26 protein-coding genes are annotated in these 26531 nt (G+C 66.6%); 18 read left to right on the top strand and 8 right to left on the bottom strand.

All coding sequences use genetic code 11. The features are described 5' to 3' along the window. Nucleotides 1-65: 65 nt before the first annotated feature. The 4 genes from ACWIGM_RS15945 to ACWIGM_RS15930 are packed head-to-tail and all read left to right on the top strand — an operon-like array spanning nucleotide 66 to nucleotide 5318. Complete coding sequence (locus ACWIGM_RS15945) at nucleotides 66-1127, top strand: ABC transporter ATP-binding protein (protein WP_454026886.1); 1062 nt, start codon at nucleotides 66-68, stop codon at nucleotides 1125-1127. After that, nucleotides 1124-2836 carry an ABC transporter permease subunit gene (locus ACWIGM_RS15940; RefSeq protein WP_454026885.1) on the top strand — a complete coding sequence of 571 codons (1713 nt, stop codon included), beginning with the start codon at nucleotides 1124-1126 and terminating at the stop codon, nucleotides 2834-2836. Before ACWIGM_RS15945 ends, ACWIGM_RS15940 begins: the two co-directional genes overlap by 4 nt. An 8-nt stretch (nucleotides 2837-2844) precedes the next feature. Beyond that, nucleotides 2845-3648 (top strand): enoyl-CoA hydratase/isomerase family protein, encoded by an 804-nt coding sequence (locus tag ACWIGM_RS15935; protein WP_454026884.1) that lies wholly within the window; start codon nucleotides 2845-2847, stop codon nucleotides 3646-3648. Nucleotides 3649-3656: 8 nt separating this feature from the next. Further along, nucleotides 3657-5318, top strand: a complete 1662-nt coding sequence (locus tag ACWIGM_RS15930) for a class I adenylate-forming enzyme family protein (RefSeq protein WP_454026883.1) — start codon at nucleotides 3657-3659, stop codon at nucleotides 5316-5318. Nucleotides 5319-5479: 161 nt separating this feature from the next. On the opposite strand, the gene ACWIGM_RS15925 is transcribed toward ACWIGM_RS15930, so the two are convergent. The 5 genes from ACWIGM_RS15925 to ACWIGM_RS15905 form a co-directional block, all read right to left on the bottom strand. Next, nucleotides 5480-6241 carry an HpcH/HpaI aldolase family protein gene (locus ACWIGM_RS15925; RefSeq protein ID WP_454026882.1) on the bottom strand — a complete coding sequence of 254 codons (762 nt, stop codon included), beginning with the start codon at nucleotides 6239-6241 and terminating at the stop codon, nucleotides 5480-5482. 11 nt (nucleotides 6242-6252) lie between these two features. Then, on the bottom strand, nucleotides 6253-7035 hold the full coding sequence (locus ACWIGM_RS15920) for a fumarylacetoacetate hydrolase family protein (RefSeq protein WP_454026881.1): 783 nt from the start codon (nucleotides 7033-7035) through the stop codon (nucleotides 6253-6255). Nucleotides 7036-7114: 79 nt separating this feature from the next. Beyond that, nucleotides 7115-8620: a 2-hydroxymuconic semialdehyde dehydrogenase gene (locus ACWIGM_RS15915; RefSeq protein WP_454026880.1), complete on the bottom strand. Its 1506-nt coding sequence runs from the start codon at nucleotides 8618-8620 to the stop codon at nucleotides 7115-7117. A gap of 27 nt (nucleotides 8621-8647) precedes the next feature. Continuing rightward, on the bottom strand, nucleotides 8648-9388 hold the full coding sequence (locus ACWIGM_RS15910) for an SDR family NAD(P)-dependent oxidoreductase (RefSeq protein ID WP_454026879.1): 741 nt from the start codon (nucleotides 9386-9388) through the stop codon (nucleotides 8648-8650). Beyond that, nucleotides 9385-10098, bottom strand: a complete 714-nt coding sequence (locus ACWIGM_RS15905; protein ID WP_454026878.1) for a GntR family transcriptional regulator — start codon at nucleotides 10096-10098, stop codon at nucleotides 9385-9387. The genes ACWIGM_RS15910 and ACWIGM_RS15905 overlap by 4 nt, the downstream gene beginning before the upstream one ends. A 255-nt stretch (nucleotides 10099-10353) precedes the next feature. Between ACWIGM_RS15905 and ACWIGM_RS15900 the strand changes: the two genes are divergently transcribed. Genes ACWIGM_RS15900 through ACWIGM_RS15865 form a run of 8 tightly spaced genes read left to right on the top strand, consistent with a single transcriptional unit; the run spans nucleotide 10354 to nucleotide 17412 of the window. Next, nucleotides 10354-11556 (top strand): ABC transporter substrate-binding protein, encoded by a 1203-nt coding sequence (locus tag ACWIGM_RS15900; protein WP_454026877.1) that lies wholly within the window; start codon nucleotides 10354-10356, stop codon nucleotides 11554-11556. A gap of 21 nt (nucleotides 11557-11577) precedes the next feature. Then, on the top strand, nucleotides 11578-12447 hold the full coding sequence (locus ACWIGM_RS15895; protein WP_454026876.1) for a branched-chain amino acid ABC transporter permease: 870 nt from the start codon (nucleotides 11578-11580) through the stop codon (nucleotides 12445-12447). Further along, nucleotides 12444-13463, top strand: a complete 1020-nt coding sequence (locus ACWIGM_RS15890) for a branched-chain amino acid ABC transporter permease (RefSeq protein ID WP_454026875.1) — start codon at nucleotides 12444-12446, stop codon at nucleotides 13461-13463. Before ACWIGM_RS15895 ends, ACWIGM_RS15890 begins: the two co-directional genes overlap by 4 nt. After that, nucleotides 13460-14230, top strand: coding sequence for an ABC transporter ATP-binding protein (locus tag ACWIGM_RS15885; RefSeq protein WP_454026874.1), 771 nt, complete (start codon nucleotides 13460-13462; stop codon nucleotides 14228-14230). Before ACWIGM_RS15890 ends, ACWIGM_RS15885 begins: the two co-directional genes overlap by 4 nt. Further along, entirely contained in the window at nucleotides 14230-14976 is a 747-nt protein-coding gene (locus tag ACWIGM_RS15880) for an ABC transporter ATP-binding protein (protein WP_454026873.1), read from the top strand. Before ACWIGM_RS15885 ends, ACWIGM_RS15880 begins: the two co-directional genes overlap by 1 nt. Then, nucleotides 14973-15830: a VOC family protein gene (locus ACWIGM_RS15875; protein WP_454026872.1), complete on the top strand. Its 858-nt coding sequence runs from the start codon at nucleotides 14973-14975 to the stop codon at nucleotides 15828-15830. Before ACWIGM_RS15880 ends, ACWIGM_RS15875 begins: the two co-directional genes overlap by 4 nt. A gap of 41 nt (nucleotides 15831-15871) precedes the next feature. After that, on the top strand, nucleotides 15872-16729 hold the full coding sequence (locus ACWIGM_RS15870; RefSeq protein ID WP_454026871.1) for a VOC family protein: 858 nt from the start codon (nucleotides 15872-15874) through the stop codon (nucleotides 16727-16729). Continuing rightward, on the top strand, nucleotides 16726-17412 hold the full coding sequence (locus ACWIGM_RS15865) for a class II aldolase/adducin family protein (RefSeq protein WP_454026870.1): 687 nt from the start codon (nucleotides 16726-16728) through the stop codon (nucleotides 17410-17412). The genes ACWIGM_RS15870 and ACWIGM_RS15865 overlap by 4 nt, the downstream gene beginning before the upstream one ends. 23 nt (nucleotides 17413-17435) lie before the next feature. Here the strand turns inward: ACWIGM_RS15865 and ACWIGM_RS15860 are convergent, their stop codons facing one another. Together ACWIGM_RS15860 and ACWIGM_RS15855 are read right to left on the bottom strand one after the other, a co-directional pair. Further along, nucleotides 17436-18620: an MFS transporter gene (locus ACWIGM_RS15860; protein ID WP_454026869.1), complete on the bottom strand. Its 1185-nt coding sequence runs from the start codon at nucleotides 18618-18620 to the stop codon at nucleotides 17436-17438. A gap of 51 nt (nucleotides 18621-18671) precedes the next feature. Further along, on the bottom strand, nucleotides 18672-19328 hold the full coding sequence (locus tag ACWIGM_RS15855) for an O-methyltransferase (RefSeq protein WP_454026868.1): 657 nt from the start codon (nucleotides 19326-19328) through the stop codon (nucleotides 18672-18674). Between the two features lie 95 nt (nucleotides 19329-19423). On the opposite strand from ACWIGM_RS15855, the gene ACWIGM_RS15850 reads away from it, so the two are divergent. Next, nucleotides 19424-20071, top strand: a complete 648-nt coding sequence (locus ACWIGM_RS15850) for a TetR/AcrR family transcriptional regulator (RefSeq protein ID WP_454026867.1) — start codon at nucleotides 19424-19426, stop codon at nucleotides 20069-20071. Nucleotides 20072-20190: 119 nt separating this feature from the next. Here ACWIGM_RS15850 and ACWIGM_RS15845 read toward each other — a convergent pair whose 3' ends face one another. Continuing rightward, complete coding sequence (locus tag ACWIGM_RS15845) at nucleotides 20191-21099, bottom strand: LysR family transcriptional regulator (protein ID WP_454026866.1); 909 nt, start codon at nucleotides 21097-21099, stop codon at nucleotides 20191-20193. Nucleotides 21100-21217: 118 nt separating this feature from the next. Here ACWIGM_RS15845 and ACWIGM_RS15840 point away from each other — a divergent pair, with 118 nt between their 5' ends. The 5 genes from ACWIGM_RS15840 (at nucleotide 21218) to ACWIGM_RS15820 (ending at nucleotide 26531) form a co-directional block, all read left to right on the top strand. Then, entirely contained in the window at nucleotides 21218-22651 is a 1434-nt protein-coding gene (locus ACWIGM_RS15840; RefSeq protein ID WP_454026865.1) for an NAD-dependent succinate-semialdehyde dehydrogenase, read from the top strand. Nucleotides 22652-22677: 26 nt separating this feature from the next. Next, nucleotides 22678-23661, top strand: a complete 984-nt coding sequence (locus tag ACWIGM_RS15835) for a dihydrodipicolinate synthase family protein (RefSeq protein WP_454026864.1) — start codon at nucleotides 22678-22680, stop codon at nucleotides 23659-23661. Between the two features lie 35 nt (nucleotides 23662-23696). Then, nucleotides 23697-24248 (top strand): 3-hydroxyanthranilate 3,4-dioxygenase, encoded by a 552-nt coding sequence (locus ACWIGM_RS15830; protein WP_454026863.1) that lies wholly within the window; start codon nucleotides 23697-23699, stop codon nucleotides 24246-24248. A gap of 153 nt (nucleotides 24249-24401) precedes the next feature. After that, on the top strand, nucleotides 24402-25541 hold the full coding sequence (locus ACWIGM_RS15825) for an ABC transporter substrate-binding protein (RefSeq protein WP_454026862.1): 1140 nt from the start codon (nucleotides 24402-24404) through the stop codon (nucleotides 25539-25541). 75 nt (nucleotides 25542-25616) lie between these two features. Then, the gene (locus ACWIGM_RS15820; protein ID WP_454026861.1) at nucleotides 25617-26531 is read left to right on the top strand and encodes a branched-chain amino acid ABC transporter permease; all 915 of its coding nucleotides are present in this window, start codon (nucleotides 25617-25619) and stop codon (nucleotides 26529-26531) included.

Here is a 26531-nt window from a genome sequence, read left to right as displayed (position 1 = left end):
GATATCCGACCGTTCATGCCGCGGGCGACCGAGCAATGTCGCCCGCCTGCGCCAAGGCTGATCCTTTGACCCATCCAAAGCTCGATATTCGCGACGTAGCCAAGCGCTATGGCGAGGCGATCGCCCTGAGTCCGACCAGTTTACAGGTCGCTGCCGGCGAGTTCCTGACCCTGCTGGGACCATCCGGCTCGGGCAAGACGACGCTGCTGATGATGATCGCCGGTCTCACCGAGACCTCCGGCGGCGAGATACTGCTGGATGGAGAGGAGATCACCCGCAGGCCGGCCTATCGGCGCGAGATCGGCGTCGTCTTCCAGAACTATGCACTGTTTCCACATCTCAGCGTCTTCGAGAACGTCGCCTTTCCCTTGCGTATGCGCAAACGCCCGGAGAGCGAGCTCAAGAGCGCTGTCGGCCGTGCGCTCGAGCTGGTGCGGCTCGGCCATCTTGCCGGACGCTTGCCACGAGAGCTTTCCGGCGGGCAGCAGCAACGCGTCGCCTTCGCGCGCGCCATCGTTTTCGACCCGCAGCTCGTGCTGATGGACGAGCCGCTGGGCGCTCTCGACAAGAAGCTTCGCGACGAGCTCAAGCTCGAGATCCGCAAGCTCCACGCCGAGCTGAAGAAGACCATCGTCTACGTCACGCATGATCAGGACGAGGCGATGCTGCTCTCCGACCGCGTCTGCCTGATGAACGAGGCGCGGGTCGAGCAGATCGACACGCCGGCTACTCTCTACGAGCGGCCGCGCACGCGCTTCGCCGCGGGCTTCGTTGGCGAGAGCAACCTGCTCGACGGCATTGTCGCCGGTGGGCATATCAGGATCGGTAAAGAGCTACTGGCGACGGCCCATGCTGATCGCCTGCCTGCGGAAGGACAGTCGGTCACCGTCCTGATCCGGCCTGAAAGGCTGCGCTTCGCCGGGACGTCGGACGTCGCACAGCTGCAAGGCAAGGTGGTGGACGTCATTGATCTCGGGGCGGTGCGGCGTCTGTCGATCGCAGGTGATCGTGCTGCCCAGCTCACCATGACCGTCCTCGGCGGCGGCAGGACTGTCGAAATAGGGGCCGACGTCGCGCTGACGGTTGCCCCGGAAGACGTCGTGCCGTTGACGGAGCGTGTGTCGTGACGCGTCCCGGCCGGCATCTCCTGCTCTTCGCGCCGGCCGTCCTGCTGCTCGGCCTGTTCTTCGTCGCGCCGATCGGCGGGTTCCTGGCCCAGGGCTTTCTCGACCGTGACGGCGCATTGACGCTGGAACATGCCGGCAGGATGTGGGCAGCCGGCACCTATGTGCAGGTGATGGTCACGACGGTGAAGATCTCGCTGTGGGTGACGCTGTTCAGCGTGCTCATCGGCTATCCCGTGGCCTATGTGCTCGCGAACGCCGACCCCCGGCGCAAGTCGACCTGGGCGCTGTTCGTCCTGCTGCCATTCTGGTCGAGCTTTCTCGTGCGCACCTTCGCCTGGATCGTGATCCTGGGACGGCAGGGCCCGGTCAATGGCGGGCTTGTCGCGGCGGGCTTGAGCGACCGGCCACTGGACCTGCTCTATGGCTGGGCCGCGGTCGTGATCGGTATGACCAACGTGCTAGTGCCGTTCGCGATCCTCACCATGGTCGGCGTGATGGAGCGGATCGACCGCGGCCTGATGGTCGCTGCTGGCACGCTCGGCGCGCGGCCGGTGCAAGCCTTCTTCCGCATCTACTTGCCGCTGTCCATGCCGGGCGTCACGGCTTCGGCGCTGCTGGTCTTTATCACGGCGCTCGGCTTCTTCATGGCGCCGGCCCTGCTCGGCAGCGCGCGCGAGACGATGATCACGCAGCTCGTCATCCAGCAGGTGATGGAATTGGTGAACTGGCCCTTTGCCGCCATTCTCTGCCTGCTCCTTCTCGCCACCGCACTCGTCCTCTTCGTGCTGTTCGACAAGGCCGTCGGCCTCTCGACGCTGTCAGGCGAGGCCGGCCGTGGCGCATCGGCCGGGAGCGGCATCGGTCGCCGGGTCTGCGGAGCGCTGGGAGACCTCGCAGCATGGCTGGCGGAGAGCTTGCGTCTGGCCCCGCCGCGGCCGGGGGAGGGCGGTGCCGGGACGAAGGCGCTCGCCATCCTCGCGATCCTGTTCCTCGTCGTGCCGCTGTTGCTGCTGCTGCCGGTCTCCTTCTCGGGGCAGGAATTCCTGTCCTGGCCTCCGTCCGGCATCGAACTGCGCTGGTACCGGGAGGTCTTCTCGTTGCCGGTCTGGCTCGACGCTGCCGGTCGCTCTTTCATTGTCGCGCTGCTGACCACGGGGCTCTGCCTTGTCGTGGCGGTGCCAGCTGCCCTGGCCTTCCAGCGCCTCAAGGGTGGCGGAGCGAGCGCGGCCTTCGCCGCGATGATCGCGCCGCTGCTGGTGCCGCGCATGGTGATCGCGGTCGCGCTGTTCTACGTCTATGCCCGGCTCGGCCTCGTCGGCACAGTCGCCGGATTGGTCATCGGCCATGCAGTGATCGCCCTGCCTTATGTCTTCATTGCCGTCACGGCCGTGCTCAAGACCTATGACCGGCGCCTCGATCAGGCCGCGGCCTCGCTCGGAGCCTCGCCGCTGGCGACGGCGCGTCGCGTGACGCTGCCGCTGATCGCCGGGGGGATCGTCTCGGCAGCGCTCTTTGCCTTCGTGATCTCGCTCGACGAGCTCAACGTTGCGCTCTTCGCCTCCGGCGGGCTGCAGTCGACGCTGCCCAAGCTGATGTGGGACGAGGCGACACTGCGCTTTTCGCCGCTGCTGGCGGCGGTCTCCACCCTCGTCCTGCTCGTGATGAGCGCGCTCGTGCTGCTCGCCGCGCGCCTGCGTCCCGCTTCCTGAGGATCCCCATGCCGCTCAGCTATTCCAAGGCCGGTGCCATCGCCACCTTCACCATCGACAATGGCAAGGTGAACGTCTTCACCCCGGCGATGCACCGCGAGCTTCACGACGCGCTGGTCGACTTCAATCGCGACCCAGCTATGCGGGTCGGCATCCTGACGGGCTCGGCCGGCGGGAGCTTCTGCGCCGGCGACGATATCCGCACCGTGCTGCCGGAACTCACCCCGCAGGAGGCTTTGGAGGCCCATCTCTCCCCACATTGTCACGATGAGCGCACCGGGCTGACGCGCCCGGGCTGGGAGCAGGACGTCATGCGTCTGCGCCGCGTGAAGCCGATCATCGGCGCGGTCGACCGCTACTGCCTCGGTCAGGGCCTGATCTATCTGCTGCTGCTGACCGAGCTCAGGATCGCGACGGAGCGCGCGCAATTCGGCTTTCCCGAGATCGCCTATGGCATGGGCGGCGCCGGAGCGATGACGCGCCTGGGCCGCATCGTCCCGCAGGCGGTGGCGATGGAAATGCTGCTGCTCGGCGAGCGGATCGACGCGGCCAAGGCGCTGTCCGTCCACCTGATCAACAGGGTCGTTCCGCCGGAACGACTGGCATCCGAAGCGCTGGCGATGGCGGAGGCGATCGCGAAGCATCCGCCGGTCGCCGTGCAGGTCGAACTCGAAGCCTACAATCGGGCGATGGACATGCCGCGCGAGCAGGCGACCGACTACGCCGGTACGCTCTTCCGCTTCCAGCGCGTCGCCTATGACGGCCCCGGCGCCGGCACCGGCTTCTTCCGCAAGAACGACGACCAGCAATAGGCCGGGCGATGACGACGAAGATCAGCGTTGCCGAGCTCGCGGCGGAAAAGGCCCGCATCAAGGCGCTCGAGGCCAGCTTTCTCACCGCCACGATTGGAGAATTCTGCCGCAAGCGTGCCGCCGAGCTCGGCGACAAGCCTTTCCTCAATGTGTTCGATCGAGGCGAGACCGCGACCTATGCGCAGGCGGACCGGGCCTCCAACCAGATCGCGAACGCACTCGCCGGCCTCGGCATCGGCAAGGGGGAGCGGGTCGCGGTCATGCTGCCGAACCGGATCCTCTACCCCATTCTGTTTCTGGCGCTGGCCAAGCTCGGAGCGATCCATGTGCCGGTCAACACCCGCTACACACCGCGCGAGATCGCCTATGTCACCGGCGATTCCGGCGCGGCGGCGCTGATCATCGACCCTGCCTATCTCGATACGCTCGCGGCGGTCGAGGACCGCGACCGGCTGCCGCCAGTAGCCCGAACCCTCGTGCCCGACGGTAAGGCGGGATCGGGCATGATCGATCTCGACGCGCTCGTCGCCAACGCCTTGGATGCTTCGCCTGCCGATCCCGGCATCGTCCCGGACGACCTGATGAACATCCAGTACACCTCCGGCACCACGGGTTTCCCCAAGGGCTGCATGCTCAGCCATGATTACTGGATGGTGCTGGCGCAGGGGGCGGCTGGATGGGATGGAGAGCCGGTGTCGCGGCTGATGACGGCTCAGCCATTCTTCTACATGGACCCGCAATGGCACCTGTTGAAGACGATGGTGCTCGGCGGCACGCTGTTCATCGCCCCGCAGCTCTCCTCCTCGCGTTTCATCGGCTGGGTGAAGCAATACGGCATCGAGTGGTGCCAGTTCCCGATCCTGATGACGCGCCAGCCCGAGGCGTCCGATGATGGAGCGACAGCACTGAAGCAGGTCGCCAGCTTCGGCTGGGACGGCGAAACCTGCCGGGCCTTCAAGCGGCGCTTCGGCGTCAGGGCGCGCGAAGGCTTCGGCATGACCGAGATCGGCCTCGGCACGCTGATGCCGGCGAGCTTCGAGGCGATGTACGATTCCGGCTCCGTCGGAATCGACGGGCCGTTCCGCGAAACCACGATCCGTGACGAGGCGGGCAAGGTGGTGCCACCCGGCCAGCGCGGCGAGCTCTGGGTGCGCGGGCGCGGGCTGCTCAAGGGCTACTGGAACCGCCCCGACGCCGACGCGGAGGCATTCCGCGACGCGGATGACGGCGGCCTTCGCTGGTTCCGGACCGGTGATCTGTTCGAAGCTGACGAGAACGGCTTTCTCTGGCTCGTCGGTCGCCTCAAGGACATGATCCGCCGTTCCTCGGAGAATATCGCCGCGCGCGAGGTCGAAGCGGTGATCCGCGAACTGCCGCAAGTGGAGGATTGCGCGGCGGTGCCGGTGCCGGACATCAAGCGAGGTGAAGAGGTCAAAATCTACGTGCAGCTCAAACCCGGCCTTTCGCCGGCCGACCTGCCGCCCGAGTCGATCCTGGCGCATGCCCGCAAGGGCCTGGCTGCCTTCAAGGTCCCGCGCTTCTACGCCTATGTCGAGAATTTCCCGCGAACCGTTTCCAACAAGATCGAAAAGCGCAACCTGCTCGCCGGCGTCGACGATCTGCGGGCTGATGCCTGGGATGTTGAAGCTCCAAGACCTTTGAGCCGATAGGCCTCGAAGCGTGGTCTCGCGCACTAGATTGCGAACCGCGCTCGGCCTCGTCCCGAGCTCGATGGCCGGCGCGCCATGTCAGAACTGCCCTGTGAAGGGCGGACATCCGATCAGAGGCGCCGCTTCGGCCAACGCAGAAATCCCGTGCTGGCCTGCGCGTTTCAACGGAACGTTTTGGCCAGGGCGTCGGCGTGCTTGGTCAGCAGGCCGAGATCCGAGCCGACCGCGACGAAACGATAGCCCCAATCGATGTAGCGGCGGGCATCGGCCTCCGACGGCGTCAGGATACCGGCCGGCTTGCCGACTGCCGCCAGGCGATCGACCGCGCCCTTGATCGCGGCTTGCACTTCGGGATGGCCGGGATTGCCGATATGGCCGAGCGAGGCCGAGAGGTCGGCCGGGCCGATGAAGACGCCGTCGACTCCGTCGACCGAGGCGATCGCCTCGATCTGCGCCAGCGCCTCGCCGGTCTCGACCTGCACGAGCACGCAGATCTCCGCATCGGCGCGCTTGAGATAATCAGGCACACGGCCATAGCGGCTGCCGCGCCCGCTTCCGGTGATGCCGCGGATGCCGGCCGGCGGATAACGGCAGGCGGCGACGGCCTTGGCCGCCTCCTGCGCATTCTGCACGAAGGGCACCAGCACCGCCTGCGCGCCGATGTCGAGCAGGCGCTTCAGCAGCACCGGATCGTTCCAGGCCGGGCGCACGATCGGCGTTGCGGTACCGAGCTGCATCGCCTGGAGCTGGGCGAGCACGTTCGGCGGCTCGTTCGGCGAGTGCTCGGTGTCGACCAGGATCCAGTCGAAGCCGCTCTGGCCGATGATCTCGGCGACGATCGGACTGCACAGGCTGCTCCACAGCCCAATCTGGAGCTCGCCGCGGGCGAGCGCGGCCTTGAAGGCGTTGCGGGGCAGATCCATCGGAAGCTCCTTCAGACGAACTGCACGGAGACGCTGCCGAGCGGCCCGAAATCGGCGTGCAGAGTATCGCCCTTAGCCGCCCAAACCGGCCGTGTGAAGGAGCCCGACAGCATCAGGTCGCCCGGCTGCAAGGTGATGTCGAAGGGGGCGAGCTTGTTGGCGAGCCAGGCGATCGCCATCGCCGGGTGGCCGAGCACGCCGGCGGCGAGGCCGGTCTCCTCGATCTCGGAGTTGCGGTAGAAGATCGCGCCGACCCGGCGCAGATCGACATCCTCCGGCCGCACCGGCCGGCCGCCGAGCACGATGCCGGCAGCGGCACCATTGTCGGCGACGGTATCGAAGATCTTGCGCGGCTCCGTCACGCGCGCATCGATGATCTCGATCGAGGGCACGACGTACTCTGTCGCCCGGAGCACATCGATCAGCCCGATGCCCGGCCCCTTCAGCGGCTCCTTCAGGATGAAGGTCAATTCCGGCTCGACGCGCGGCACGCAGAAATTCTCGAACTTGACCTTGGCACCATCGTTCAGGAGAAGGTCGTCGAAGAGATAGCCGTAATCAGGCTCGTCGATCTTCGAGGAGGCCTGCATCGCCTTCGAGGTCAGGCCGATCTTGTGGCCGATGATGCGGGCGCCGGCCTTGACCCGCTCCTGCGCCACCGCCGAGGAAATCGCATAGGAATCGGCGATCTCGATCTCCGGGAACATCTGCGAGGGCCGCTCGCCCTGCTTCTTGGTGCGATGGCTCTCGAGCAGGGAGCGCACCACCTGCGCGCGCTGGGCTTCGGTCAGCATGGTTTGTGTCCTGTGTCGCGATGGCAGAGACGGCGGTCGCTGTGGGCGGCCGCCGGATGTCGAGAGAAAGCGGGATCCGTCAGAGCTTGATGCAGACGTTGCGCAGCTCGGTGTAGAATTCCATCGAGTGCACGCCGCCCTCACGGCCGATGCCGGACTGCTTCGAGCCGCCGAAGGGCGTGCGCAGATCGCGCAGGAACCAGGAGTTCACCCAGGTAATGCCGACCTCGACCTGAGCCGCGACGCGATGGGCCCGCGTCAGGTTCTCGGTCCAGATCGAAGTGGCGAGGCCGTAGGGGCTGTCGTTCGCCAGCGCGATGACGGCGTCTTCCTCGTCGAAGGGCACGATGTTGCAGCAGGGCCCGAAGATCTCCTCGCGCATCACCGCCGAATCCTCGGAGAGGCCCGTCCAGATCGTCGGCTCGACGAAGGAGCCGGCGGAATACGGGGCCGCCAGCTCGGGCACGCCGCCGCCGGTGACGATCTCGGCACCCTCCGCCTTCGCCTTGGCGTAGTAGGACAGCACCTTGTCGCGATGGACCTGGCTGATCAGCGGGCCGAGCGTGGTCGCGGCCTCGAACGGGTTGCCGGGCGTCAGCTTCTGCGCCGCCCGCTTCAGCCGCTGCGTGAACTGCTCGAAGATCGGCCGCTCGACATAGACGCGCTCAGTGCCCAAGCAGACCTGGCCACAATTGGCAAAGACGGCGCGGGTCACGCCCTCGATCGCCTTGTCCATGTCGCAATCGGCGAAGACCAGCGAGGCGTTCTTGCCGCCGAGCTCGAGCGAGACCGGACGGACGCCCCTGGACGCCGCCCGCATGATCGCTTCGCCCGTTCGGGTCTCGCCGGTGAAGGTGATGCCGTCGACATCAGGGTGGCTGGTCAGGTACTCGCCGGCGCTGTCCGCGCCGAAGCCGTGCACGACATTGTAGACACCGGGCGGCACGCCGGCCTCGTTCATGATCTCGCCGAGCATGGTCGCCGTCGTCGGCGTCTCCTCGGAGGGCTTGACCACGACGGTGTTGCCGCAGGCGAGCGCCGGCGCGACCTTCCAGGTCATCAGCAGCAGCGGCAGGTTCCACGGGCAGACCACGGCGATGACGCCGCGCGGCCCGCGGATCGCATAGTTCAGCGCACCGGCGCCGTCCGGCGTCGCCATGCGGAAGGTCTCGGTCGAGAGCGTCAGCACCTGGTCGGCGAAGACGTTGAAGTTCGCGGCACCGCGCGGAATGTCGATATGCGAGGCGAGGCTCTTCGGCTTGCCGGTGTCGAGCACCTCGGCCGCGAGGAAGTCATCGAAGCGGGCCATGATCCCGTCGGCGACCTTGCGCAGGATGGCCGAACGCTGCTGCTCACTCATCCGGCCCCAAGGACCCCTGAGCGCGCGCTTGGCCGCCTTGACCGCATCGTCGACCGCAGCCGAGTCGGCCTCCGGCACGAGATTGATCACTTCGCCCGTGGCCGGATGGCGGTTCTCGAAGCTGCTGCGGCCGGCCGGCACGAAGCGCCCGTCGATGAAATGCGACAGGCGGGCGGTCTCGGCGCTGGCGGCAGCGCTCTGGTAGCGCGGAACGGCGCTGTTCATCGTCTCACTCCCGGTCTGGTTATGTCGTCATGGGCGCATCATCGCGCCGCCGTTCACGTCGAGGATGGCGCCGGAGACGAAGCTCGCCGCCGGTGAGCAGAGGAAGGCGATCGGCCAGGCGATCTCCTCCGGCCGGGCGGCCCGGCCGAGCGGATGCTTCGCTAGCGTCGCCGAAAGGTCGTGGACACCGACCATGGCCGTGTCGGTGATCCCCGGCGCAACGCCGTTGATGAGCACGCCCTGCCCGCCGAAACGGGCCGCGAGCCAGCGCACGAGCGTATGCAGGCCGCCCTTCGACGCCGCGTAATGCGGGCCGACGCCCGGGAAAGAGCCGCCGGTCGCCGCGACGATCGAGCCGACGAGGACGACCCGGCCACCACCGCGCGCCGCCATGGCGGGAACGAGTTCGCGCGCCAGCCGCATCGGCGCCATCAGGTTGAGCGACAGCGTGGTCTCCGCGATCTCTTCCCAGCCATCCGCATCCCAGTCGAGCGGGCGATAGATGCCAGCGCCGAGGACGGCCGCATTGATGGGCCCGGCCTGTTCGGCCAGGCGCCGCGGCGCCTCGTCGTCGAGCAGGTCGACGACGATCTCGCGTGCGGCGCCGGCCTGCGCGCCGAGCCCGGCGATGGTCCCGGCGCAGGAGACGCGGTCGGTGAGCACGAGCTCGGCGCCAAGGCTCGCCAGCACCTGCGCCGTCACCGCGCCGATGCCGCCGGCTGCACCGGTGACCAGAATGGTCTGGCCGTTCAGATCGAAGCCGCTCATGCCTTGTCTCCGGAGACATCGTCGTCGCGGCTCAGCGCAGCCATCGCCTTGCGGACTTCTTCGGCAGTGCGGGCTAGATGCAGCTCAATCATCCGGCACGCCCGCAACGCATTACGCTGCATGGTCGCATCGTAGATGGCGCGATGCTCGTCATGAACGTTGCGCCAGCCGCGCGAGACGTTGAGCGAGACGCGGCGATAGCGCTCCGACTGCTGATAAAGCAGGTCGCGCAACTTGATCAGCATCGGCGAGCCGGCGGCCGAGACGAGCGCGGCATGAAAAGCGCGATTGCGTGCTTCCCAGATCTCGAGCTGCTCCGGCGGCAGCGCCTCGCTGGTGTGGGGCAGATGCTCCTCGACCGCCGCCAGCGCTTCGAACGCCGCCGTGACCTCGCGCTCCCATTGCGCATCGCCATTGCGGATCGCGGCGTTGAGCGCCTCGGTCTCGATCAGGGCGCGAACGCGCGAGACGTCGTCGAGCTCGTCGAGCGAGAGCGACGCGACCCAGAAGCCACGCTGGCCTTCCGAGACGACAAGCAGGTCGCCCATCAGCCGGGCGAGAGCCTCGCGCAGCGGTGACATGCCGACGGCATAGTCCTGCGCCAGGCCTTCGAGCTTCAGCTTGCTGCCGGCCGCGAGGCGGCCATTGACGATATCGCCGCGCAATTGGCGGTAGGTCCGGTCGGCCAGGGTCTTGTCGGAAGAGGACATTCCGAAGCACGCAGCTCCCGTTGTCGATAACCCTCTCTACCATTGAATTTCGAAATTACAATCCCGACGATACCGATCGAGCACGGTCAGAATCTCTTTAATTCCTATAATTCAGGGAATTCTCTATAAGAGATCGCGCAAAAACGAGTTCTCGGTGTCAAAAAAATTTCGAAATAATATTGACAGGCTAAACCCGTTCTGATCGGATGCCGGCCAATCGAGTGGCACCAAGATCGCCCCGTTGGAGGACGTCCCATGACCGAGCGCTTTCCGCTGTCCCGCCGCAGCTTCCTCGCGACTGCAGGCGCCACCGCCCTATCAGGCGCGATCGGCGCGCCGGCCTTAGCGCAGAGCGCCAACAAGCCGCTGAAGATCGGCATGGTGACCTCGCTGTCGGGGCCGTTCACGGCGCTCGGCGAGAGCATGCGCGCCGGCATGCAGATGTTCCTGGCCGAGAATGGCGGCAAGCTCGCCGGCCGCGCGGTCGAGCTGATCGTCGAGGACGATCAGGCCAAGCCCGACGAGGGCGTGCGCAAGTTCCGCAAGCTGCTCGGACAGGACAATGTCGACATCGTCTCCGGCGTGATCTCCTCAGCGGTGGCGCTCGCCGTCCGTGACGTGGTGACCGAGGCCAAGGCGCTGACCTTCATCTCGGCCGGCTCGGCCAATGACCTTGCCCGCAAGGCGGCGAGCCCCTTCGTCTTCCGGCCGACCAAGACCAACTGGATGCTCGGCCACACCGCCGGCCAATGGGCCTTCGAGAAGCTCGGCAAGTCCGGCTGCCTGACCATCGCTGCCGATTATGCCGCCGGCCGCGAATCCGTCGGTGACTTCGTCGCGAGCTATCAGCAGCAGGGCGGCAAGGTCGGCAAGCAGCTCTGGGCGCCGCTCGGCACCACCGATTTCGGGCCGCTGTTGACGACCATCGCCGCCGAGCGGCCGGAGTTCATCTTCTCGTTCTTCGCCGGCTCGGATGCGGTGCGCTTCCTGCGCCAGATGCGCGAGTACCGTTTGCACGGCAAGGTCAAGCTGATCGGCAGCGGCGCGCTGTTCGACCAGGAGGACGTCGTCTCCGCCGTGAAGGAAGCGGCGCTCGGCGGGCTCAACACCTGCAACCAGTCGCCGACGGCGCCGAGCTCGGCTGCCTTCACCAAAGCCTATCAGGCCGCCCGCAACGCCATGCCCGGCGAGATGGGCACCGCCGGCTATGTCACCGGCCAGGTGATCAAGGCGGCGGTCGAGCGCGTCCAGGGCGATCTCTCCAACAAGGAGAAGGTCAAGGAGGCGCTGCTCGCCAAGGAGGTCGAGACCGTGTTTGGGCCGATGCCGTTCGATCCCCGCAACAACCAGGCGATCCTCGACATCTACGTCAACGAGATCAAGGAAGGCACCGGCGGCCCGGTCAACCAGGTGATCCACACCTACAAGGCCGTGCGCGATCCGGGCCCGGTGGCCTAAGGTCTACGAAGGAGCTTTTCCGTGGGCTTCTACGCCGTCCAGAGCCTGAACGCGCTGTCGTTCTCGATGCTGCTGCTGCTGACCGGGCTCGGCCTGTCGGTGGTGCTCAACCTGATGAACTTCGTCAACCTGACCCACGGCTCCTTCTTCCTGCTCGGCGCCTATGTCGGCGTCTACTGGCTGGCCTCGGGCGCGCCCTGGTGGCTCGCCTTCCCGGTCGCCTTCCTGGCGGCCGGCCTTGCGGGTTTCCTGCTGGAGCGCTTCCCGTTTCGGCAGTTCTATGCGCGCACCCATCTGATGCAGGTGCTGCTGACCTACGGCCTCTCGGTGATCTTCGCCGATCTGATGCGTTGGGGTTTCGGCGCGCAGATCCTCTCGGCGGAGATCCCGGACGCGCTGCGCGGCGTCGTCTTCATCATGGACATGCCGTTCCCGATCTACCGGCTCTTCATCATCGGCTTTGGCGCGGCGCTGGCCTTCGCGCTCTGGTACGTGATCGACCGCACCATCTGGGGCGCGGTGGTCAGGGCCTGCGTCACCGATCGTGGCTTCGTCGAGACGCTTGGCCTCGACACCCGCCGGATCTTCACGGCTGTGCTGGTAATCTCAGCCGGCCTCGGCGGCATTTCCGGCGCGCTCGGGGCCGGCATCCTCTCCGCCTACCCCGGCCTCGACGAGGAGGTGCTGATCCTGGCGCTGATCGTCGTCGTCGCCGGCGGGCTCGGCACCTTCCGCGGCACCGTGCTGAGCGCGCTGCTGCTCGGCTTCGCCATGACCTTCTCCAAGGTCTGGGTGCCGGAATTCTCGAACGTCGTCGCCCTTGCCGTCATGGCTGCGCTGCTGGTCGCGCTGCCCGAAGGCCTGGTCGCCAGGAAGGTGAGGCAGGTATGAGCTTGATCGCCGACGGGACCGGCCGCATGAAGGCGTCCCCCGCCAGTGAGCGGCGCAGCCTGCCGATGACTGCGAAGCTTGCGCTGCTCGCGCTCGCAGCCGCCATTCCCCTGCTGTTTGCCGGTGACTACCAGCTGCGCTTCCTCGCCGAGATCCTGATCATCGGCACCGCCGTGCTCAGTCTCGACCTCTTGGTCGGCTTCGGCGGGCTGGTCTCGCTCGGCCATGCCGTCTTCTTCGGCGGCGCGGCTTATGCCGCGGCGATCGCGGCGCAGACGCTCGGCGCCGATATCGTCGTCATGCTCGCGGTCGGCATCGCCACCGGCATGGCGTCGGCGCTGCTGATGGGTGTCGTGGTGATGCGTACCATCGCCCTGTTCTTCCTGATCCTCAGCCTGATCGTCGGTCAGATCGTCTGGGAGGTGGTGTTCCACTGGCGCGAGGTCACCGGCGGCGCCGACGGCCTGCGCGGCTTCCCGGTGCTGACCTTGCACACCGGCTTCGCCACGATCCCACTCAACAACGGCGTCGCGCTCTATCTTGCCGCGCTGGTGCTGGCGCTCGCCGCTTATCTCGCTGCCCGCTCCTTCGTCGATGCGCCGATCGGCCGGGCCCTGCTCGGCACGCGCGAGCGCCAGCTTCGGATGAGCGCGCTCGGCTATTCGATCCCGCGCATCCGCCTGATGGCGCTGCTTGCCTCCGGTGCCATCGCCGGCGCGGCCGGGGCGCTCTATCCCTTCGTCAACCAGTATGTCGGCCCCAACGCCGTGCATTGGACGATGTCGGCGATGATGATCATCATGCTGGTGATCGGCGGCGTCGGCTCGCTCTATGGCGCCTTCATCGGCTCGGCGATCTATCTGGGCATCCAGACCTATGTCTCGTCCTATACCGATCGCTGGCAATTGGTCGTCGGCCTCGTCTTCGTGCTGACCGTGATGATCATGCCGAAGGGGGTCGTCGCCGGGCTGAAGGCCGCGGTCGGGCGGCGGAAGGATGCGGAGGGCCGCTCATGAGCGCGAACGCCGTTCCCGCTCTCGCGATCGAGGGCGTCGCCAAGTCGTTCGGCGGGCTCAAGGTGCTGAGCGACGTCTCCGTCACGCTCGGCCAGGGCGAATGCCTTGGCCTGATCGGCCCCAACGGCGCCGGCAAGACGACCCTGTTCAACATCGTCACCGGCTTCCTGATCCCGGATCATGGCCGCGTCGCCTTCGCCGGCGAGGACATCACCAGGGCAAAGCCTGATGTGCGCGTCCGCGCTGGGCTGGTGCGCACCTTCCAGAAAAGCATGGCTTTCCCGGAGCTCAGCGTCCGCGAGAACCTTGCCCTCGCCGCACGCTCGCGGGCTGGCGAAGGCTATGGCTGGTTCGGCAGCCGCAAGGCGGTGGCCGCAGCGGACGAAGCCGCCGATGAATTGCTCACGCGCGCCCAGTTGCGCGATCGGGCGGAGTTGCCGGTCGCTGGCCTGTCCTATGGCGAGCAGCGCATCGTCGACGTGCTGGTCTCGCTGGCGATGCGCCCGCGGGTGCTCCTGCTCGACGAGCCGACCGCCGGTCTCTCGCGGGCGGAAGGCGAGCACCTGATCGAGGTTGTTCGTACGCTCGGCGAGGACCTCTCGACCATCCTGATCGCGCATGATCTCGACATCGTCTTCGGCGTCTGCGACCGCGTCGCCGTGCTCGATCTCGGCCGGTTGATCGCTTGCGACACGCCGGAGGCGATCAAGGCACATGAGGGTGCGCAGGCCGCCTATCTCGGCGCCTCGCTCGGGGAGGCCGCATGATGTCGGTTCAGCCACAGCAACAGGCGGCCCCCGCTACCTATCTCGAGGTCGCCGGGCTCGATGCCGGCTATGGTGGCGTGCGCGTCCTGCACGGCGTCGACTTCTCGCTGGCGCAGGGCGAGGCGGTGGCGCTGCTCGGCCGCAACGGTGCCGGCAAGAGCACGCTCTGCTCGGCCCTGTTCGGGCTGGAGCCGCAGGTCACCGGCCGCATCGCGATCAAGGGGCAGGAGGTCGCTGGCTGGCCGGGGCATCGGATCGCCCGGCTCGGCGTCGCGCTGGTGCCGCAGGGCCGCGGCGTCTACGCCAACCTGACGGTCGACGAGAACCTGACCATGGCGGCGCTGTGGTCGCGCAAGCAGCCGAACCGGCGCTGGGTCAAGGAGCGCATCTACGAGGACTTCCCGCGCCTCGCCGAGCGGCGCTCCTTCTCCAGCGGCGCGCTCAGCGGCGGCGAGCGGCAATTGCTGGCGATTGCGCGCGCCCTGCTGACGCAGGCCGACCTGATCGTGCTCGATGAGCCGAGCGAGGGGCTCTCGCCACGGGCGATCGAAGAGGTCATCATCGGCACGGTCGGGCGCCTGCGCGGCGAGGGCTACACCCTGCTGATCGCCGAGCAGAACCTCGCCATGGCGCTGAAGCTGGCCGAACGGGCACTGGTCCTCGACCATGGCCGCGTCGTCTTCGACGGGCTGTCCGACAGGTTGATGGCCGACAAGGACCTCCAGAAAGAGCATCTCGGGCTATGAGCGACGCGATCACCATCGAGCAATTGCGCTATGTCCGGCTCGGCACCGCCGACCTGAAGGGCGCGGCCGACTTCGCCGGGCGCATCCTTGGCCTGCAACTCGTCGACCGCACCGAGACTTCAGCCTATTTCCGTTCCGACTATCGCGACCACACACTGGTCTATGTCGACGGGCTCGATGCCGGCCAGGCGATCGGCTTCGAGGTGCGCGATCCCGATGCGCTGGCCCATGCCGAGAAGGTGCTGCAGGGCGCGGGTTTCGCCACCACGCGCGGCGATGCCGACGGCTGCGCCATCAGAAAGGTCCGGCAGTTCGTCTCGTTCCGGATGGCGGCCGGCTACGATATCGAACTGGTGGTCCGGCCGCTGGAATCGGGCTGGCGCTATCACGGCCCGCGCGATGCCGGCATCACCGGGTTGGAGGCGATCGCCTTGCGCGGTGCGCCCGACGCTTCCGACCAGCAGGTCTGGACCAGGCTGCTCGGCGGCAAGGTCAGCGACTGGGTCGGCGAGGCCGCCTATATCCGCTTCGACGAGGCGCATCACCGTATCGCCGTGCATCCCTCGCAGGATAAGGGCATCCTCTCCGTCGAGTTCGGCGTCGAGGATGTCGATCTCGTCATGCAGAACGCCTACCACCTGCGCGGTGCGCAGGCGCGCATTGTCGACGGCCCCGGAAGGCGCACCGCCTCGCAGCAGCTCTTCCTGAGCGTCGCCGGTCCCGACGGCGTCAACTTCTCCTATGTCGCTGAGGGCGAGAGGCTCGCCGCCCCGCGCCGGGCCAGGCAGTTCCCGCGCAAGCGCGAATCCTTCTGCGCCTGGGGCAGCGATACCCAGGTTCCCGAATATCAGTGAAGCGTCTTCGCCGGCTTTGAACCGGCAGCAAGGAGCGATCCATGATCAAGCTTGCCGATGTCTCCTATGTCCGGCTCGGGACCCGCGATCTCGAGGGCGCGACGCATTTCGCCACCGAATATCTCGGGCTCGACGTTGCCGAGCGCGCCAAGGGCTCGGTCTACTTCAAATCGGATGAGCGCGAGCACACGCTCTGCTATTTCGAGGGCGATCCGGGCGATCAGGTCGTGTGCTTCGAAGTCGAAGAACAATTCCATCTCGATGAAGCCGCAGCGCAGCTCGAAGCGCTCGGCCATCCCGTCCGGCGCGGTACCGCCTCGGAGGCGGCGCTGCGCAAGGTCCACGACTTCATCGCCTTCCGTGATCCGACCGGCAACCCGATCGAGCTCGCCTGGCGGCCGGGCTATAGCGGGCGGCGCTATCATGGCGCGCGCGACGCGGGGATCACCGGCTTCAGCCATGTCGGCCTCTGCTCCAGCGATCTCGCACGCGACGAGGCGTTCTGGACCAAGGTCACCAATGCCCAGGTTTCCGACCGGATCGGCGATGCGCCGCTGCTGCGCATCGACGAAGTCCATCACACGATCGCGCTCTTCCCTTCGGCGAAACCCGGCATCCAGCACATCAACCACCAGGTCGAGACCGGCGACGACATCATGCGCTCGCACCAGTTCCTCAAGGACCGGCAGGTGCGCATGGTCTTCGGCCCCGGTCGGCATCCGACCTCCTCGGCCAAATTCCTCTATTTCGAGGGGCCGGACGGCATGGTCTTCGAGTATTCGAGCGGCGTGCGCGAGATCGCGGACGAGCTGCTCTGGCGCGAGCGCCAGTACATGTTCGAGCCGAAGGGCTTCTGCAAATGGGGCGCCAAGCCCAACATCGCTGAATTCAACAAGTGAGTTCTTCATCGCCGCGGCCGAGCGCCGCCCAGGAGGAGCTGGTCCGGCAGGCCGGACGCGCGCTGGCGCGTCATGGCCTCGTCCACGCCTATGGCCATTGCAGCATGCGCCTCGACGAGGGCCATTTCCTGGTCTCGCCGGCCAAGCCGCTCGGGCTCGTCGCGGACGAGGATGCCTGCAGCGTCGTCCCGCTCGACGGGCCACTGCCGGAGCGCGTGCTCGGCGAGGTCCGCATCCACCGCGAGATCTATCGCAGGCGGCCGGAAGTCGGCGGCGTCGTCCGCTCGATGCCGCAGCGGGTGATGACGCTCGGCACGGCCCGGATTACGCCGCAGCCACGACACGGCTTCGGCAGCTATTTCGCGCCGCGTCCGCCGCTCTGGGACGATCCGCAATTGCTGCGCAATGACGAGCAGGCCGCTGCCCTCGCCGAGCAGATCGGCGCGGCCCGCGCCATCGTCATGCGCGGCAACGGCGCGGTGACGGCAGGCGGCAGCCTCGAGGAGGCGGTCGTGCTGACCTGGTATCTCGAGGATGCCGCGCGGGTCGAGTTCGAGGCCAGGGCCGCCGGCATCGCCGAGACCGGAGCCGTTCTCAGCGAGGCGGAAGCCGCCCAGCGCGCGACCTGGTCGGGCGCCATCCTGGATCGGATGTGGGCCTATCTGACCACGCCGAGAAACTGAGCGCTGCCGCAGGAAGCGCGGGTCTATGGTTTCTCCGTACTGGACGCCCGCCGATCTGACATGACCAGCAACAGCCCCAGTGTCGCGGCAAGGCCACCGATCAGGAAAATCGAGGCATAGCCTGTTCGGTCGGCGAGCGCGCCGGCAAGCGGTCCGGTCGCGCCATAGGCGAGGTCCTGGAAGGCCGCGAAGCCACCGACCGCGGTTCCGCGCATATGAGGCGGAACCCGCTTGACCACCTCCGAGCCCATGGCCGGGAACACCATCGAACAACCGAGCCCCGTCAGCAGGGCACCCGCCAGCGCCGCGTAAGGTCCGGGCGCGAGCCAGAGGAGATACTGGCCGCAGGCCTCAACGATGAGCGACGCGATCGCGACAGGCCGTCCGCCGATCCGGTCCGGGAGGTGTCCGCAGAGAAGTCGCATGACAACGAAGCCGACGCCGAAAAATGTAAGGCCGAGGCCCGCATGCGCCCACCCCTTGTTCAGCAGATAGAGCGAGAAAAAAGCCCCCAATGCCGCAAAGCCGACGCCCTGCAGGCCGACCGCCATTCCCGGGCGCCAGATCTTGCCGATGATCGCCCAGAAGGACTGCCGTTGCCCGGGATGCGGCGCCACACCGGGCAGCCAATGGATGGCGACCAGCCCGGCGAGCGGCAGGATCGTGCAGACGAGCATCAGGCCGCCGAAGCCGAACCGATCGAGCAAAGCGAGTCCCAGCGGCCCGCCGGCCGCGAAGGCGCCGTACATGCCCATTCCGACGAGGGAGATCACAAGGCCCGAACGGGCCTGGCCCATCAGGCCGATGGCCCAGCCGATCATCCCGACCATCGCCACGCTCTCGCCGAGGCCGAGCAGCAGGCGCCCGGCGATCAGGACGGCATAGCTCCCGGTCGCAGAAAATCCCGTCCAACTGGCTGCAAGGCAGATCACCCCTGCTGCGGCGTAAAGAACCAGGCCGCGCTGCATGCACGGTTTGCCGCCGAGCCTGTCGGCCCAGGAGCCGGCACGGCCGCGCGTCAGGATCGTCGACAGGAAAGCGATGCCGACCGCCAGGCCGCCATAGGCATTGTCGAAACCCAGCCCCTGCACGACATGGACTGGCACGGCCGGCAACGACATGGCGACGGTCAGATAGGAGAGGAACAGCGCGGCTGTCAGGGCAAGCACGCGGCGATAGGCCAGATCAGGCCGATCCGTATCGGTCATTTTCAGATCTCTGAATGAGGAGGCGCTGGGCAGTCGCCTAGGGGATGCGGATCAGCCGATCCGCATCGACAATTCGACGTCCTCGGCGAAGGGGACGGACAGGTAGCCGCTGGCGGGTGCGCGGACCCGCGTCAGGTACTCCGGGCTGTCATCGGCATTGTCGGCGACGATGAGCGAACCGGGGCGAAGCCTGCCTTCGACCAGATCGAGGATGTCGGGATAGAGCGGCTTGGCACCGTCGAGCAGCAACAGATCGACCTGTTCGGGCAGGTCAGCAGCGAGCGTCTTCAGCGCGTCGCCCTCCCGGATCTCGACGAGGTCGGCGAGACCGCCGGCGGTGAGGTGCTTGCGCGCCTGCGCTACTTTCGAGGGCTCGAATTCGGTGGTGATCAGGCGTCCTCCGCCATTGTCGCGCAGAGCGGCGGCGAGATGCAGTGTCGAGATGCCGAAGGAGGTGCCGAATTCGATGATCGTCCGGGCCCGGCTGTTTCGGGCAAGAATGTAGAGCAGCAGGCCTGTTTCCTGCGAAACCGGGAGCCAGAGATCCTTCAGGCGGCCATAGAGCTCGAGATATTCGGTCTTGCTGCCCATGAGGCGCTCGCGCTCCTCGCGCGAGAAGCCTGCAAACGCAGAGCTGGGCGCTGCATTCGCCTGCTCGAACAGGCGGTCAAGAAGGGGCGCGAGCGGCGCTGTGGTCAGGGTCGTCATGAGATTGCTCCGATCCGAGAAAGGCAGGTCCTTGCCTCGGAACGGAAAATACGAATAATTCGTCGCGTTTCATATTCGCATTGTCGGAGCGCGACGTGGCCAATCAGCCAACCTCCCGGATTTCCTCGCGAAAAGCGCCGAAGCAGGCCCGCTCGGCGGAGCTGGTTTCATCCATTCTGGAGGCTGCCATTCAGGTTCTGGCGCAGGAGGGCGCGCAGCGCTTCACCACGGCGCGTGTCGCTGAGAAGGCCGGAGTCAGTGTCGGCTCGCTGTATCAGTACTTTCCGAACAAGGCTGCCATCCTGTTCCGACTCCAGAGCGACGAATGGCGGCAGACCCATGCGATGCTGGCCGGCATCCTCGGCGATACCACGAAGTCTCCGCTCACCCGCCTGCGTACGCTGGTTCATGCCTTCATCCGCTCCGAATGCGATGAAGCTGCCGTGCGCGTGGCACTGAACGATGCGGCTCCGCTCTACCGCAATGCCCCTGAGGCGCGGGAGGCACGTGCGGCGGGTGCCCGCCTGTTCAAAGGGTTCATGGACACGACGCTGCCGGCCGCTACGGCCAGTGAACGCGCGCTGGTCGGTGATCTCATCACCAAGACGATGAGCGCCGTCGGCAAGGAGTTCTCTGAAACATCGAGAACCGATGCTGAAATCCACGCCTATGCCGACGCGCTTGCCGACATGTTTTGCGCGTATCTGCGTCATCTGCAGAAGCGCTCGGATGAGGCGGATTAATGCGGGTCCGAGCCGAATGCTTCCAAAGCGCCGATAGCGGCCATCGGTTCACAGCCGGGAAGCGGACATCCGGCGCAGAAGCCTTGTGCAGCCTGAATGCCGTCGCCCCGTCATCGCATTCAATCGGCATCGGTTGGTGCGAGGCGGCGAGCGTAACGCCGCAATATCGTCTCGAAGGCCGCGAGCGCGGGCGAGACCGAGCGGCCGCTCGGCCTGATCAGCACGATGTCCCGCGCGATCGCCGGGTTCGACAGCGGCCGGGCGAGAACCCTGCGATGCGGCGCCGCGGCGCGTGCATAGGTCGGAAGCACGGCGACGCCGAGCCGCGCCTCGACCAAAGCGAGCGCTGTGGTGATCTGCGCGACCTCATAGGCCGGCACGAGCGCGATGCCGACGGTCTCATAGGCGACCTCGACCAGGAGGCGGATGCCGCTGTCACGCGTCAGCGTGATCAGTGGTTCCCCCTGCAAGTCCAGCCAGTCGACGCTCGTATCGGCGAAGCGGCTGCCGGGGCTGCAGAACAGCATCAGCTGGTCGCGCGCCATCGGGATGCGCTCGATGCCGTCCTCGACTGCGGCGAATGTGCCCAGGCCGCAATCGGCTCGGTTCGTCCTGACGGCCTCGATGATCGTGTCGGTGCGAGCGTCGAGCACCGCGACCTGCACGCCGGGAAAGCGCTCGCGCATCTCCGCGATCGCCTCGGGCAGGATCGCCGCAGCCAGCAATGGCGGCGCGGCGACCGTGATCTTGCCACGGCGGCGCTCGGCGAGGTCGTTGGCGTTCTGGATGGCGAGGTCGAGATCATGGACGATCTTGGCCGATGCGCCCTGGAACTCCCGGCCACCCTCGGTCAATTCGACCCGGCGCGTCGTGCGGTCGAACAGGCGGATGCCGAGTTCATGCTCCAGCTCGCGCACCAATTGCGAGAGCGCCGGCTGCGCCATGTGCAAGCGCTCGGCAGCCTTGGTGAAGGTGCCGAGCTCGGCGACGGCAAGGAAGGCCTGGATCTGTCGGAGCGTGACCGCCATGGTTGTATTTATAAGCAGATCATCTGAATTCAGACAAATAAGCTGAATTCCATATGGTCATGGCTATGGCCATCATGCCTCGACATCACGCCGAGCGCCGCTCCGATCGAGGCTTTTCATGACCGCCTATCCCGACCTCAAGCTTTATATCGGCGGAGCCTGGCGCAAGACCTCCGACAGCCTGCCGGTGCTCAACCCGGCCGATGAGAGCGTGATCGGTGCCGTCCCAGTCGCGAGCCGCGCCGATCTCGACGATGCGCTGGCCGCGGCCAAAGACGGCTTCAGGGTTTGGAGCCGGACAGCGCCGCGGGTTCGTGGCGAGGTCATGCTCAAGGCCGCGGCGCTGATGCGCGCCCGCATCGACGAGATCGCCCATGCGATCACGCTCGAGCACGGCAAGCCCTTCGCCCAGGCGCAGCTCGAGGTGATCCGCGGCTGCGAGTTCTTCGAATGGGATGCGGCGGAAGGGCAGCGCACCTATGGCCGGGTCATCCCGAGCGAGCCCGGCATCAAATACGTCGTGATGCACCAGCCGATCGGCATGGTCGCGGCGTTCTCGCCCTGGAATTTCCCGATGAGCCAGCCGGCGCGCAAGATCGCCGGGGCGCTGGCGGCGGGCTGCTCGATCATCCTGAAGGCAGCCGAGGAGACCCCGGCGGGTGCGCTCCATATCGCCCGTGCTTTGCACGATGCCGGCCTGCCGCCTGGCGTGTTCAACCTCGTCTTCGGTATCCCTGCCGACATCTCCTCCTATCTGATCCCGCAGGAGCAGACCCGGCTGATTGCCTTCACCGGCTCGACCGCGGTCGGCAAGCATCTGACGCGGATCGCCGCCGACCATATGAAGCCGGTGCTGATGGAGCTCGGTGGCCATGCTCCGGTGATCGTCTGCGACGATGTCGATCCGGTCGCAGCGGCGACGGCCTCGGCGATCCGCAAGTCGCGCAATGCCGGCCAGGTCTGCACCTCGCCGACGCGCTTCTTCGTGCAGGAGCCGATCTACGAGGCTTTCGCCAGGACCTTTGCCGAGAAGGCGCGCTCGGTCGTGGTCGGCAACGGCCTTGATGCGGGCACACAGATGGGGCCCGTCGCCAATCACCGCCGCATCGAGGCGATGGAGCTGCTGGTCGCTGACGCCAAGGCCAAGGGCGCACGGGTGCTCGCCGGCGGCGAGCGCATCGGCAATCGCGGCTATTTCTTCCCGGTGACCGTGCTCGCCGATGTGCCTGACGATGCCAGGGTCATGCGCGAAGAGCCGTTCGGGCCGCTCGCGGTGATCAACCCGGTGTCGACGCTGGACGATGCGATCGCCAAGGCGAACGGCCTGCCCTTCGGCCTTGCCGCCTATGCCTTCACCCATTCCGCCAGCCGGGCCGATCGTCTCGCCGACGAGATCGAGGCTGGCAACGTCTCGATCAACACGTTGGAGGCCTCGGTCGCCGAGGTGCCGTTCGGCGGGGTCAAGGACAGTGGCTATGGCCGCGAGGGCGGCGCCGAGGGGCTCGCGCACTACACGACCATCAAGACCGTTTCGCACCGCATGGCGATCTGAGCGGCGGGCGACAGGGAGGCAGCCGCATGAAATACGCCAGGAAGGACGCGAAGGCTTACACCCGCGCCAATATGAAGGGCATCTGGGCGGCGGCGCTGACGCCCTTTACCCAGTCGCTCGCCATAGACGAGGACGGTTTCCGCGAGAATGTCCGGCACTGGACCGAGGATCTCGGCATCGACGGCCTGTTCATCGCCGGCAAGCAGGGCGAGTTCTTCGCGATGTCGGTCGAGGAGCGCAAGAAGAGCTTCGAGCTCGCGGTCGAGGCTACGGCCGGACGCGGGCAGACGATCATGTCCTGCTCCGACCAGAACATGGACGTCGTCATCGACCTCGCCAAGCATGCCCAGAAGGTCGGCGCCGATTACATCGTCGTGCACGCGCCGCTGCTCCACTTCTTCAAGGCGCAGGACGAGACGCTGTACGAGTACTATCGGACCATCGCCGAACAGGTCGACATCGGCATCGCGCTCTGGAGCCACCCGGATTCGGGCTATCTGATGAGCCCGCAGCTTTGCAATCGCCTCGCCGATATCGAGAACGTCGTCGCGATCAAGTACAGCGTGCCGCGCGCCATGTATGCCGAGCTGACCCGGCTCGCGGGCGACCGCATCCTGATCAGCACGGCCTCCGAGGAGGAATGGCTCGACAACATCATCGAGCTCGGCTGGCAGGTCTATCTCTGCTCCTCGCCGCCCTATCTGATCCAGACGGCGGCCGATCGGCGCATGCGTGAGTACACCGATCTCGCCTTCGCCGGCGAGGTCGATAAGGCCCACGCCATCCGCGACAGCCTGAACCCGGTGCGCGAGGCGCTGCGCACGACGCGGCCGGCCGAGAAGCCGCATGCGCACCAGAAATACTGGCAGGAACTGCTCGGGCAGGTTGGCGGACGCGTACGCGCGCCGCTGCTGGAGCTGACCGAAGCCGAGAAGGCAGCGACGCGTGCGGCTTTCGAGAGCTGCGGGCTCAAGCTCGCGGCCGGACGGCCCCTGGCGAAAGCCGGCTAAATCTAGGCAGGACGGGACAAACGGGAGAGACGGATATGGCGACCGAAGGACGGCTGAAAGCTTTCAACTTCAAGAAGTGGATCGCGGAGAACGAGCACCTGCTGAAGCCGCCGGTCGGCAACAAGAAGGTGTTCTCCGACGGCCAGATGACCGTGATGGTCGTCGGCGGGCCGAACCAGCGCGCCGATTTCCATGACGACCCGGTGGAGGAGTTCTTCTACCAGCTCAAGGGCGACATGATGCTCAAGCTGGTCGATGACGGGAAGCATTACGACGTCACGATCCGCGAGGGCGACGTCTTCCTGTTGCCGCCGCATGTGCGCCACTCGCCGCAGCGCCCGCAAGAAGGTTCGATCGGGCTCGTGGTTGAGCCGGCGCGCCATGCCGACCAGGTCGACGGCTTCGAATGGTACTGCTTCGAATGCAACGGCCTGGTGCATCGCATCGAGCTCAAGGTCGGGGACCTCGTGAAGGACCTGCCGCCGCTCTACGAAGCCTTCTTCGCCGACGAGAAGGCCCGCACCTGCAAACAGTGCGGGGCTGTCCATCCCGGCCGCAAGCCGCCGGCCGGCTGGGTCGCGCTCTGAAAGATGACGAAGGCGCCGGCCCGTCCGGCGCCATTGCGGCGCTTGCGCGTCGATCGGAATTTGTTTTAAGCTTAAAATAATTTCTGACAATCCGACGCGAATGATCGGAGGAGGGGAACCATGCAGCACCGTAAATCAGGATACCTCGGAGTGATGCTGGCAGCCGCCGTCGCCATGCCGGCGCTGGCCCAGCAGGCGCCGGTCAAGATCGGTATGGTCACGACGCTGTCCGGACCGGGCGGCTATCTCGGCCAGGACATCCGCGACGCCTTCAAGCTCGCCATCGACATGAACGGCGGCAAGCTCGGCGGTGCGCCGGTCGAGCTCGTCGTCGAGGACGATGCGCTGAAGCCCGGCCAGGGCAAGCAGATCGCCGAGAAGATGCTGAAGACCGACGGCATCAAGATCATGACCGGCATCGTCTTCTCGAACGTCGCCGGCGCGACCGTGCCCGATATCGTCGATGCCGGGGCGCTCTATGTCAGCCCCAATGCGGCGCCATCGAACTTTGCCGGCAAGGAGTGCAACGAAAACTATTTCGTCGTCTCCTGGCAGAACGACAGCCTGCATGAGAGCGCCGGCCAGCACGCTACCAATCTCGGCTACAAGAAAGCCTTCATCCTCGCGCCGAACTACCAGGCCGGCAAGGATGCGCTCGCTGGCTTCAAGCGCCTGTTCAAGGGCGAGGTCGTCGGCGAGGTCTACACCCGGCTCGACCAGACCGACTTCGCCCCGGAGATGGCGCAGATCCGCGCGGCCAATCCTGACGTGGTGTTCCAGTTCCACCCGGGCGGGCTCGGCATCGCCTTCCTGCGCCAGTACCAGCAGGCCGGCCTGCTCGGTAAAACCCCGATGGTGCTGGCCGAGCCCTCGCTCGACGCGACCACGCTGAAGGCCGTCGGCGACGCTGCCCTCGGGCTCAGCGTCACCGCGCACTGGAACACCGACTTCGACAACGCCTCGAACAAGGCCTTCGTCGAGGCCTTCACCAAGGCCTACAACCGCGTGCCGACCTACTACGCCAGCCAAGGCTACGACACCGCGCTCGCCATCGCCTCGGCGCTGAAGGCGACCGGCGGCAAGGCCGACGTGCCGGCGCTGCGCAAGGCGCTCGCCAAGGCCGATTTCCAGTCGGTCCGCGGCGCCTTCAAGTTCGGCACCAACCAGCACCCGCTCCAGGACTGGTATGCGCTGAAGGTCGAGAAGGGCGCCGACGGCACCCCGGTGCTGAAGACCTCGGGCAAGGTGCTGAGCAACCATGGCGACGCCTACGCCAAGGATTGCAAGCTCTGAACCGCCGATAAGCTCCCGCATCGACGGGATGGGCTGCTGCCTGCCCATCCCGTCGCCAGCCGGACGTGACCAGCAATGACTCTCATTCTCGAACAATTGCTCAACGGCCTGCAGTTCGGCGTGATGCTGTTCCTGCTCGCCGCCGGGCTGACGCTGATCTTCGGCATCATGGGCGTGATCAACCTCGCTCATGGCTCGCTCTACATGGTCGGCGCCTATGCCGCTGCCTTCGCCGCGGCGCAGACCGGCTCGGTCTTTCTCGCCATCCTGGCGGGCCTTGCGGCTGCTGCCCTGGTCGGCATGGCGATGGAGCTCTTCGTGCTGCGCCGGCTTTATGCCCGCGATCATCTCGACCAGGTGCTGGCGACCTTCGCGCTGATCCTGATCTTCAACCAGAGCGTGACGATCCTGTTCGGGCGCCAGCCGCTCTTCGTTTCGGTGCCGTCAGTGCTGAATGGCTCGGTCGAGCTGATGCCCGGGCTGACCTATCCGATCTACCGGCTGATCATCATCGCCGTTGGCCTTCTCGTCGCGCTCGGGCTCTATCTCCTGATCAACTGCACGCGCATCGGCATGCTGGTCAGGGCCGGCGCCACCCATCGCGAGATGGTCCGGGCGCTCGGCGTCGATATCCGCCTGCTCTACACCGCCGTCTTCGGGCTAGGGGCTTTGCTCGCCGGCCTCGCCGGATTGATGGCCGGGCCGATCCTCGCCGTCCAGGTCGGCATGGGCGAGCAGATCCTGATCATGACCTTCGTCGTGGTGGTGATTGGCGGCGTCGGCTCGATCCGCGGCGCCTTCTTCGGGGCGCTGCTGGTCGGCCTCGTCGACACTGTGCTGCGCGCCTTCCTGCCCGGCCTGCTGCGCCAGGTCATGGCCGGCTCCGAGGCCGATGCGCTCGGCGCCGGCCTGGCTTCGATGGGCATCTACATGCTGATGGCCGTGGTGCTGCTGGTGCGGCCCAAGGGACTGTTCCCCGCCAATGTCTGA

Source organism: Allobosea sp. NPDC055332, from assembly GCF_053645455.1.
Note: the sequence above shows the minus strand (reverse complement) of the source record. Positions and strands in the feature narration are given on the sequence as shown.

Coding starts and splice junctions, on each gene's coding strand:
- ACWIGM_RS15935 (WP_454026884.1), top strand. CDS start 2,845: ATGCCGCTCAGCTATTCCAAGGCCGGTGCCATCGCCACCTTCACCATC.
- ACWIGM_RS15930 (WP_454026883.1), top strand. CDS start 3,657: ATGACGACGAAGATCAGCGTTGCCGAGCTCGCGGCGGAAAAGGCCCGC.
- ACWIGM_RS15925 (WP_454026882.1), bottom strand. CDS start 6,241: ATGGATCTGCCCCGCAACGCCTTCAAGGCCGCGCTCGCCCGCGGCGAG.
- ACWIGM_RS15920 (WP_454026881.1), bottom strand. CDS start 7,035: ATGCTGACCGAAGCCCAGCGCGCGCAGGTGGTGCGCTCCCTGCTCGAG.
- ACWIGM_RS15915 (WP_454026880.1), bottom strand. CDS start 8,620: ATGAACAGCGCCGTTCCGCGCTACCAGAGCGCTGCCGCCAGCGCCGAG.
- ACWIGM_RS15910 (WP_454026879.1), bottom strand. CDS start 9,388: ATGAGCGGCTTCGATCTGAACGGCCAGACCATTCTGGTCACCGGTGCA.
- ACWIGM_RS15905 (WP_454026878.1), bottom strand. CDS start 10,098: ATGTCCTCTTCCGACAAGACCCTGGCCGACCGGACCTACCGCCAATTG.
- ACWIGM_RS15900 (WP_454026877.1), top strand. CDS start 10,354: ATGACCGAGCGCTTTCCGCTGTCCCGCCGCAGCTTCCTCGCGACTGCA.
- ACWIGM_RS15890 (WP_454026875.1), top strand. CDS start 12,444: ATGAGCTTGATCGCCGACGGGACCGGCCGCATGAAGGCGTCCCCCGCC.
- ACWIGM_RS15885 (WP_454026874.1), top strand. CDS start 13,460: ATGAGCGCGAACGCCGTTCCCGCTCTCGCGATCGAGGGCGTCGCCAAG.
- ACWIGM_RS15880 (WP_454026873.1), top strand. CDS start 14,230: ATGTCGGTTCAGCCACAGCAACAGGCGGCCCCCGCTACCTATCTCGAG.
- ACWIGM_RS15875 (WP_454026872.1), top strand. CDS start 14,973: ATGAGCGACGCGATCACCATCGAGCAATTGCGCTATGTCCGGCTCGGC.
- ACWIGM_RS15870 (WP_454026871.1), top strand. CDS start 15,872: ATGATCAAGCTTGCCGATGTCTCCTATGTCCGGCTCGGGACCCGCGAT.
- ACWIGM_RS15860 (WP_454026869.1), bottom strand. CDS start 18,620: ATGACCGATACGGATCGGCCTGATCTGGCCTATCGCCGCGTGCTTGCC.
- ACWIGM_RS15855 (WP_454026868.1), bottom strand. CDS start 19,328: ATGACGACCCTGACCACAGCGCCGCTCGCGCCCCTTCTTGACCGCCTG.
- ACWIGM_RS15845 (WP_454026866.1), bottom strand. CDS start 21,099: ATGGCGGTCACGCTCCGACAGATCCAGGCCTTCCTTGCCGTCGCCGAG.
- ACWIGM_RS15840 (WP_454026865.1), top strand. CDS start 21,218: ATGACCGCCTATCCCGACCTCAAGCTTTATATCGGCGGAGCCTGGCGC.
- ACWIGM_RS15835 (WP_454026864.1), top strand. CDS start 22,678: ATGAAATACGCCAGGAAGGACGCGAAGGCTTACACCCGCGCCAATATG.
- ACWIGM_RS15830 (WP_454026863.1), top strand. CDS start 23,697: ATGGCGACCGAAGGACGGCTGAAAGCTTTCAACTTCAAGAAGTGGATC.
- ACWIGM_RS15825 (WP_454026862.1), top strand. CDS start 24,402: ATGCTGGCAGCCGCCGTCGCCATGCCGGCGCTGGCCCAGCAGGCGCCG.
- ACWIGM_RS15820 (WP_454026861.1), top strand. CDS start 25,617: ATGACTCTCATTCTCGAACAATTGCTCAACGGCCTGCAGTTCGGCGTG.